The following is a 9029-nucleotide window of genomic DNA, read 5'->3' as shown; positions in this document are numbered from 1 at the left end:
GGGTTGTGACTTTAGACAAGTCTCTGATAATGAGATACAGGACATTGAGAATAAACTAAACAACAGACCAAGAAAACGATTAGGGTTTAAAACGCCTATGCAGGCGTTCTATAATATTAATTAGCGTTGCACTTGGTGTGTTAATCTAAGTGTTTTATAATATCATGTCGCTATTTATAAACCTCATTAGGCTTAATATTAACTGATATTTTGTTATCTTTAGATTTGTACTCCGAAATAATTGATCGAAACAAAACATCCTAGCTTTATGCTATTTCTGAATTCAAGGCCTGAGTTCACTGCCCGAATTCAAAAAGCTCCGTGACCAGTGTAATTATAATCGACGTGGTACTTTTGGATTCCAGGCATCAAGAACATTCCTCGACCATTGCTGCAATCTAAAACTTTCTGAGCTGCCGCTTCACCCTCGCTGTTGCTGCCTGATGGGTTACTAGGTTTGGCATCACACTCTATTTCGAGCAGGTAGTCTTCTTCGTTATGCATGTTACTGGCATAATGCTTAGTAGCCAAGTCCTTAGGAGTGGCGTTGTAAAACCTGCGCGTATCGCTTCCACCATCCTTATGGGTCAACTCGGCTGTCACATAGATCAATGACCAATCACACTTACCTTTACTAAGGGCATCGCGAAAGAAATGTGCTTGGTATTGATTTGCAGTCTTTTCTACATTGATCTTCAACATTTCGCTAAGTTGATACACATGTGAAATGTCTACGTAGTTTCCACAAAATCTACTTTCCGATTCAAAGCGCATTGTCATCTGTAAGTCTAACGTTTCATCTGAGGGTAGAGAGCCATAAATAATTATTTCGTCAGTAGGATTAGGATTGACCGGAGGCACCTCCGTTTTTAAAGCGCACGCCGATATCAACACTACTGGAAGAACCGCTAAACATAACTTGATTGCAGATAAACCTCCGTCTAATTGATAAGCCATCATCCCCTTATCCTTCAATCATAATTTATTAAGCCGCAAATTAGCTATTTTCCTAACCTAGCATTGTCATCTAAAATGCAGTGATCGTGTGATTACCCTAATTTATTTTTAAATACAGAGTGTTATTTTGTTGAGTCACTATGCGAACTATTAATAAATCAGGATTAGCTTAAAGCGAAAACCTAAAGCTGTCCATAATAAAATTAACGTATTTATAATAGGCAGATGTGCCAACACCTGCTAAGCTTGCCAGCACTGATTTTCTCTGCAGGCAGTTTTATTATACCTCTTATATCTATAATAAAAAACGACACAAACACTAGGGTGTGTTGAATATCCATTAATAAGCACTGCTGATACTCTTTGAGGTAACCGCGTTATGTCGACATTGACTCTAAACCCTAGAAAACTATCGCTAACTCTAGCGATTGGACTTTCCTTAGGAATGACTGGCTGTCAAATTTTACCCAAGCAGCCACATCTGCCTGAGAGCCAAGCGTTATCAGCGCGAGTAAATGCATTATATAATTCAGAAAGCACTCAATCAGAAAACAGCCAAAAAACCGGACAAAGTAAAAAATCCAAGATCAATAATATTGATTTGGTAGCGGCCATAAGCGAACAAAACGATATCCACCCTGATTTGTCAGGCTATCATCCAATCGTGACTGGAGCCAACGCCTTTGCTTCGCGCAGTATCTTGACAGATATGGCCACACGCAATATCGATGCACAGTATTATATTTGGCATGACGACCAAGCTGGTCAGCTACTATTGAAAGACTTGTGGGAAGCTGCTGAGCGCGGGATTATCGTGCGACTGTTATTGGATGATTTTAATAACAATGCCAAATTTGATCAGCATTTATTACGCTTTGCAAGCCATCCCAATATCGCCGTGCGTATCATCAACCCTTTGATGCACCGTCGGTTTCAAACGTTGAACTACCTCACAGGCTTGCCGCGTATCAATCGCCGTATGCACAATAAAAGTATGACCTTTGATAAGCAAATCACCATCATTGGTGGGCGCAATATTGGTAATGAATACCTAAGTAACGATAAAAATAGCCAATTTGCAGATTTGGATGTTTTACTTATTGGTAAAGTAGTCGCAGACATCGACAATAGCTTTGCAAGCTATTGGTCATCACCCTTGTCATTCGACATCGAAACCTTAGTGACCCTTGAGAATGAAGAAAATCCTGACTTCTTAGAGGCATTAGATAAGCTTGGACAGGACGAAAAAAATAATGACAACAGCAGTCTGACTGTCTATAAAGCCGCTGTTGAAGATTCTACGATAGACAGCGATCTAGTCCATAAACGCGTGCCCTTCCGCTGGACAGACATGCAGTTTTTGAGTGATGATGTGGGCAAATTAACCAAAACCGTGCCATCTGACACCAACTTGGTACATCAACTACGTACTTTGTTAGGTAGTCCGTCAAAAAAACTGACTATTATCTCCTCTTACTTTGTACCGACCAAAGACGGTGTCAATACACTAGTAGCATTGGCAGAATCTGGTATCGACATCAAAATCTTGACCAACTCGTTTGATGCCACCGATGTGACCGCGGTGCATTCTGGCTATAGTCAATGGCGTCCTTACCTACTGCGCGCAGGGGTAAAAATATACGAGTTAAAATCGACCGCTTCTGAAGAAAAGCGCGAAAACAAGCTATGGAAAGCCCGTAGTCAGTCTTCAACCAGTCTACATGCGAAAGCATTTGCCGTTGATGACTACCAAGTATTCATTGGCTCATATAATGTCGACCCTCGCTCCGCTAATATTAATACCGAAATGGGTGTGATTATCAATGATGATGAGCTGGCAGGACAGTTGCATAATGCGCTCAGCGATGATTTGTTGACTCAGGCTTATGAAGTTAAATTGTCAGACAATGGTAAATTGCAATGGCATACCGTAGAAGATAATAAAAAAGTGGTTTATGACTCTGAACCACGGGTCGATATGAGCGACCATGTTTGGCTTACCATTATGTCATGGCTACCGATTGACTGGCTGTTATAATAGACAGTCCCATATAAAATAAACCCAGCGCTATTGGCCATACTAACAACACTCAATGCGCTCGGATGTTTAATGCAAACTCTAATAAGCCAAACAGCTTACATCAACACCCTTTTAAATCTAAATACTTAAATTTACTGTTCCGACAAATCAGTATTAGTTGATACTGATTTGTCGTTTTCTATTATAAACGGCTCTTGAAATACCAACCGTTTTAATGAACACTTTCATATGTGGATGTGCAACCTATTATGCCCTCTCGCTCCCAATACGCACTCATGTCTTCTAAAGACAGAAACACTGTACTGTTTATCTGTTTTAGCAGCGCTGTCGCATTTTTTGATTTTTTGATCTATTTATATCTTTCGGATATTGTGGCTGCAAATTTTTTCCCCGCGAATATCAACCCTGCTATGACAAAAATGCAAGGGCTTGGGCTTTTTGTGATTGGTTATTTGGCACGTCCTGTTGGTGGCATTATATTTGGTCGTTATGGAGATATTAAGGGCCGAAAACCCATGCTATTATTTAGCATACTGGTCACTGCAGCCAGCTTATTAGCGATGGCTTGCTTGCCGACTTACGCACAATGGGGATTGATGGCGCCAGTATTATTTATTGTGTTACGGCTGATACAAGGGATGGCCTTTGGAGTTTATGTACCACTCGCTTGGGTGTTTGTGGCAGAGCATGTGCCACGGCAGTACTTATCTGTGGGCTGTAGCTATGTCACTGCCAGTTTCTATGTTGGCGTCCTATTCTCTAATGCTTTTTTTCTGTGGCTAAGCAACTCTATGAGCACGGGGCAGTTGGCTGACTATGGTTGGCGCATACCGTTTTTCATCGCGGCCATATTGAGTCTTTTGCCGTTATTGACCTGGCGATGGATAGAGGAATCGCCATTTTTTATTGAGATGAAAAATGTAAAACCGAGTGAGTATGTTATCAAGCCATTTACCCTGCTTTTTAAGCACTGTAAGCATTCATTATTTATCGGTATGGTACTTACCCTAATTGTTTCTAGCATAACGACCGTGATCGTGCTTTTACTGCCTGATTTGATTGAATTACAATTTAATTTAAACAATGATTTATTTGGATTTTCACACAGTCTGGGTGTCGTATTTATGATTTTTGGCTGTGTGTTTTATGGCATCATATCCAATCATCAAAATTTTGGTAAGATTTTAACAATAGGCTCTATCTTACTGATTGCTCAGATGCTTTCCTTTTTTTACCATCTACAGTCAGGCGCTGACTATATCCTCATTATGTACGCGCTTTTAGGTTTTTGTGCGGGCATCGTTGGCATGATACCTGCCATCATCGTGCAGTTATTTCCAACTAACGTACGATTAACGGGAATGGCATTTTGTTATAATGTGGCCTACGGTATTGTGGGGGTGTTAGTACCTTTTGGACTTGGTTATGCCACGTTATATGTAAGTTTCTCACCCGCTTTATATATCGCTTTCATTGGCTTTATTGGTATCATCATGGGGATATATTTTTACAACTTACCCGAATTTAAAAAAATCGATCATGTCATTTAGGATGTGTCACCAACTAGCACCCTGATAGATTAAAATACTTTCTCTAAAAAACCTCAAAGATTAAGGCTTAACCACCATGGTTGATATGACCAACAAAAGACTCTCTGTAGCCCCCATGATCGATTGGACAACGACGGATTACCGTTATTTCGCACGGTTATTTAATCCGTATGTCTATTTATATACCGAGATGATTAGTACTGGCGCGCTCATTCATGGCAATCGCGCGCGGCATCTGCGTTTTGATACGCTCGAGCATCCACTGGTGCTGCAACTCGGTGGTGCAGATATTACAGAGATGACCCAGTGCGCTGAATTCGCTCAGCAGTACGGCTATGACGAAGTCAATATCAATGTTGGCTGCCCCTCTGATCGCGTGCAGCACAATAAAATAGGCGCTTGCTTAATGGCAGAGCCCAATACTGTCGCTGACTTGGTCAAACACATGCAAGCGGCAGTCGATATTCCCGTCACAGTCAAACACCGCATCGGAATCGATGACTTTGACAGCTATGAGTTTATGGTAGACTTTGTACAGAAAGTCGCTGCTGCTGGATGCACGCGCTTTATTGTTCATGCACGTACGGCATGGTTGCAGGGATTGAGTCCCAAACAAAATCGCGACATACCACCGTTACGTTATAATGACGTTTACCGCCTCAAGCAAGATTTTCCCGCGCTTGATATCGAGATTAATGGTGGTATAGAAACCATTGCTGATATTGAAGCCCACTTACAGCATATCGACGGCGTGATGATTGGACGCGCGTTTTATCACAACCCTTACCTATTGGCAAAGTCTAATAGTTTATGGGGTAAACCCGCTCCTAAGCGCTCAGAAATCCTAACGCAACTTTATCCCTACTTAGAAGAGCAAGTGGCTAAAGGTGAGGCGCTACCCACAATGACTAGGCACTATTTAGGATTGTTTCAGGGGTTGATGGGCGCCCGTAAATGGCGGCAGGCTTTGAGTGGCAAGCCTCAGTTAACGATTGACGATATCAAACGCGCGGCGGATGAAGTTCTACTATTAAATCCTGATGCATAATTGAATCTATAGTCCGTCCCAAATAATAGTCAGCCCTGCTCATCATGACAACGGCTATAGTAATATGCTGAAAGTTAGAAATAGTCGTTATTTATTTAAGCCACTTGCGCAAGATACTGCGCCATCGCCGCGCCATTATTAATGATGTGTAATAATATCGGCAGTAATAACGAGCCTGATTTGAAACGTGCGTAACAGAATATCAATGCCAATACCATAATGGTGCTAATCTCATAGATACCATACTGCACATGAATCACCGCAAATATCAAACTGGTGACGACACTTGCTACTATTGCGCCTCGATGCTTTGATTTAAGTGGCAATTTAGATGAAGAGTCAGATGGCGAGGCGAATTGCTCGGCAATCGCTGACCACAATAGTCCGCGAAATATCAACTCTTCATATAAAGGCGCAACAATCACCATCGCGAAGACCAGCAGCCATACTGAGCTGACAGATTCATACAATGGATCTACGAACAACAGCGGTGCTTCATCCAGTAAATACGTCAACGCCTGACTGCCAATCATAAATATTAATAGCAGCCCAAGCATCCCCATGCCTACAGTAAATGAGAACGGCTTTAGCGCTAAATACCGGCGGCTATTGCCCCCTTTTAAACCAATAATTAAAACGCTGATAGCTACTAATAGCACGCAGCCTATCATAATAGACAGGCTTACAACCGTGCCATCACTACTGCCAAAAAAGAAGATATCGCCTACGGTAGCGTTTTTAGCAGCGGGTAATACTAGCTTGCCAGCGACATAAACGCCGAGCAACTGGCTGATAAAAAACGCTATCAGCATTCCGATGATCAGTAGAAACGCACCCAATCGTGAAAACAGCGGGGTGCGCTTAGGCTGCGGAGTAAAATGGTGCGAACCAGTAGCATTTTTTAGCATAGAGTCGTTACTCAAACGGATATTCTGTCAGCTCACATCTGTCGTGGATATAGATAACACTGAAGTAATACCATTCACAAAAATTAGAGTAGCAAGGAAAACGAGTGCAAGTGCTACGCACTGTAGACTAAACAAGTTTGACACGGCTAATCGTACTTTTTGGGTTTGGTATAAATAATAATCAGTGGTTATTTTGGCAATTGCTGCTCAATCAAGGTCAACACTTGCAACGCGACCGATTCTGGATGCTCGAGCGGGAACATATGGCCACCTGCATGAGTCTTATAAGGAATACCCAAACGCGACTGTATTTGTTGCGGAAACTGGCGTTTTAAAAACACACTGTCTTGACCTATGATCAAGGTCACAGGAACCTTAGGGCCACGGTTCGGTGCGAGCCAATACCAAGAGGGATTGGTTCGAAAAACTTCCACCTCACTGGCTTTCGGGATGGCCAATGTCACTTTGCCATCCGCACGTTCATGTAACCCGTGCTCGATATAGCCTTGAAAACTGCGCTCATCAAAGTTTTTGAAAAATCCTTTATGCCGCATCTTTTCATACGCATCTGAGCGACTATCCCAAACGTCACGGCGATGTTTAGAGATACCAGCTGGTGATAGTTTGTCCATCAAGCGGTTATTCATCATAGGTAATCTGTCTACCGTTTTGGCAAGGTGCCAAAATAAGCTGACCTTGCCATAAATCCAAGGTGGATCCATGAGCACCGCTTGGGAAAAACACTCTGGTGCGCGATACAGCGCCTGTAAAGTACACATCGCACCAAGCGAGTGCCCCACTGCTACTACTTGCTTTACACCATGCTTTTCGCAGGCATTCCTCACACTATCAATAATCTGTTGTGTGAGACGACGCCAATGGTCATCCACTGGATAATCAGGTGTCGCACCCAACATTGCAATATATTCAATAGTAAAAAATTCTGCTAACCTCTCAAAAAATGGCTGGTAGACTGCACTTGGCATACCATTAGCATGGGCAAAATGTAGGACAGGCTTATTTGTTATTTTAGAAACAGGCAAAGCAGCAAAGGTGTTCAAATTGATTTCATCACTCATAACAGGCTCTCATCGATTTAAATAGTTATTTAGGACGTTTTTTATAATCATTGAATCTTACATATAGTTAAGGCTGAGCATAGTCATATACTCAGCCTTAACAATCATACACAGTAAATCTAAAACATAAAACACTTAACGCATCTGCGCGTTACCCTCTTCTTGGGGCAACACATCGAGATTGATGCTTGAGCCAACGCCTGCACCCAACTTAACGGCAAAGCGGTCCATAAATAACTGGAACGGATCTGTTGGGCTATAATTCACCACACTATTAAGCTCTAATTGCTTCTCTAGGCTTGCGATACTGCCTTTTTTATCTGCCAGCCCTAATTCAATAGACTGCTCACCTGTCCAGAACAATCCTGAAAACAATTTGTTTTGTTCAGGGTTTTTTAAACGGTCACCGCGACCTTCTTTGACTGCATCGATAAAGTGTTTATGCGTATTGGCCAGTACTTTTTCGACATGACTTTCTTCATAATCAGTCAATGGACGTGACAAGCTTAAGATGTCTTTATACTCACCAGCAGTAATGGTGCGATCTTCGACACCAACCTTGTCCATTAAGCCTTTGATATTATAGCTTGGCATAATCACACCAATAGAGCCGACCAAACTTGATGGATTGACATAAATCTCATCCGCTGCAGAAGCAATATAATAAGCACCCGATGCACCAATATCACCAATCACTGCGTAAAGCTTTTTGTCTGGATACTCTTGGCGCAAATCTATCATCGTCTGCCAAATTTCATCAGACTGTACGGGCGAGCCGCCAGGTGAGTTAATATCTAACGCCACCGCTTTTGAGTTTTTATTTTTAAAAGCACGCGTTAAGGCTTCGTTGACATCATAAGCATTGGCAACATCACCGCTACTAATCGTCCCTTGAAGCTCAACCACTGCCAAATGAGGCTTACTGGTGTCGACACCATCTAGACCCGTGGGTGCTTTGGTACTGCACCCACGACCAAGGGTCAAAAATATCAATAAAATATAACCAAAGGTCAAAAGTTTAAAAAAGATACCCCAACGACGCGAGCGGCGTTGTTCGACCACGCTCGCCAATAAGGTGTTTTCTAGCAGTCGCCATTCTTGTCCAGTTGGCTGGCTTGGTGGCTGCATCGGCGCTGGCTGATTTGGCGAATTATCAGGACGTTTGTTAGGGTCTGGTGGCCAGTTGGGCATATAACTTCCTAAGTCAGAAACAATCTAAAACGATAAAAGAAACGATATAAAATATAGACGCCGTAAGACGCTGGTTTTCACTTTAGATATCTATATATTTAGTGCTTATATTTAATGCTTATATATTGAAATACTTTCACACCATAACGGCCATCTATATTAATAGGTTGCTAAGTATGGTGGTATTTTAATCATGGTTCAATAGGGGCTGTATAGAATTCATCTATTAGGACTGCTGATCGCTAAAATAATTCC

Annotated in this window: 7 protein-coding genes; 3 read left to right on the top strand and 4 right to left on the bottom strand. The window is 42.1% G+C overall.

Annotation, left to right across the window (positions count from 1 at the left end; translation table 11 throughout):
• Positions 1–309 precede the first annotated feature (309 nt).
• Positions 310–960 carry a hypothetical protein gene (locus EI162_RS12175; protein ID WP_192524608.1) on the bottom strand — a complete coding sequence of 217 codons (651 nt, stop codon included), beginning with the start codon at positions 958–960 and terminating at the stop codon, positions 310–312.
• Positions 961–1336: 376 nt separating this feature from the next.
• On the opposite strand from EI162_RS12175, the gene EI162_RS12170 reads away from it, so the two are divergent.
• The 3 genes from EI162_RS12170 (at position 1337) to dusA (ending at position 5596) form a co-directional block, all read left to right on the top strand.
• Positions 1337–2995: a phospholipase D family protein gene (locus tag EI162_RS12170; RefSeq protein WP_192524607.1), complete on the top strand. Its 1659-nt coding sequence runs from the start codon at positions 1337–1339 to the stop codon at positions 2993–2995.
• Between the two features lie 374 nt (positions 2996–3369).
• Positions 3370–4548 carry an MFS transporter gene (locus EI162_RS12165; RefSeq protein WP_318779322.1) on the top strand — a complete coding sequence of 393 codons (1179 nt, stop codon included), beginning with the start codon at positions 3370–3372 and terminating at the stop codon, positions 4546–4548.
• A 76-nt stretch (positions 4549–4624) separates the two neighbouring features.
• Positions 4625–5596 carry a tRNA dihydrouridine(20/20a) synthase DusA gene (gene dusA, locus EI162_RS12160; RefSeq protein ID WP_192524605.1) on the top strand — a complete coding sequence of 324 codons (972 nt, stop codon included), beginning with the start codon at positions 4625–4627 and terminating at the stop codon, positions 5594–5596.
• A 95-nt stretch (positions 5597–5691) separates the two neighbouring features.
• On the opposite strand, the gene EI162_RS12155 is transcribed toward dusA, so the two are convergent.
• The 3 genes from EI162_RS12155 to sppA form a co-directional block, all read right to left on the bottom strand.
• A complete protein-coding gene (locus EI162_RS12155; protein ID WP_263972271.1) occupies positions 5692–6504 on the bottom strand; it encodes a CPBP family intramembrane glutamic endopeptidase in 813 nt (270 codons plus the stop codon).
• A gap of 188 nt (positions 6505–6692) precedes the next feature.
• The gene (locus EI162_RS12150) at positions 6693–7583 is read right to left on the bottom strand and encodes an alpha/beta fold hydrolase (protein WP_192524604.1); all 891 of its coding nucleotides are present in this window, start codon (positions 7581–7583) and stop codon (positions 6693–6695) included.
• 135 nt (positions 7584–7718) lie between these two features.
• Positions 7719–8774 (bottom strand): signal peptide peptidase SppA, encoded by a 1056-nt coding sequence (gene sppA, locus EI162_RS12145; RefSeq protein WP_192524603.1) that lies wholly within the window; start codon positions 8772–8774, stop codon positions 7719–7721.
• Between the last annotated feature and the right edge of the window lie 255 nt (positions 8775–9029).

The sequence above is a fragment of the Psychrobacter sp. FME6 genome (assembly GCF_014861365.1).
Taxonomy (GTDB): Bacteria; Pseudomonadota; Gammaproteobacteria; order Pseudomonadales; family Moraxellaceae; genus Psychrobacter.
This window is presented reverse-complemented; position numbering and strand designations above follow the sequence as displayed.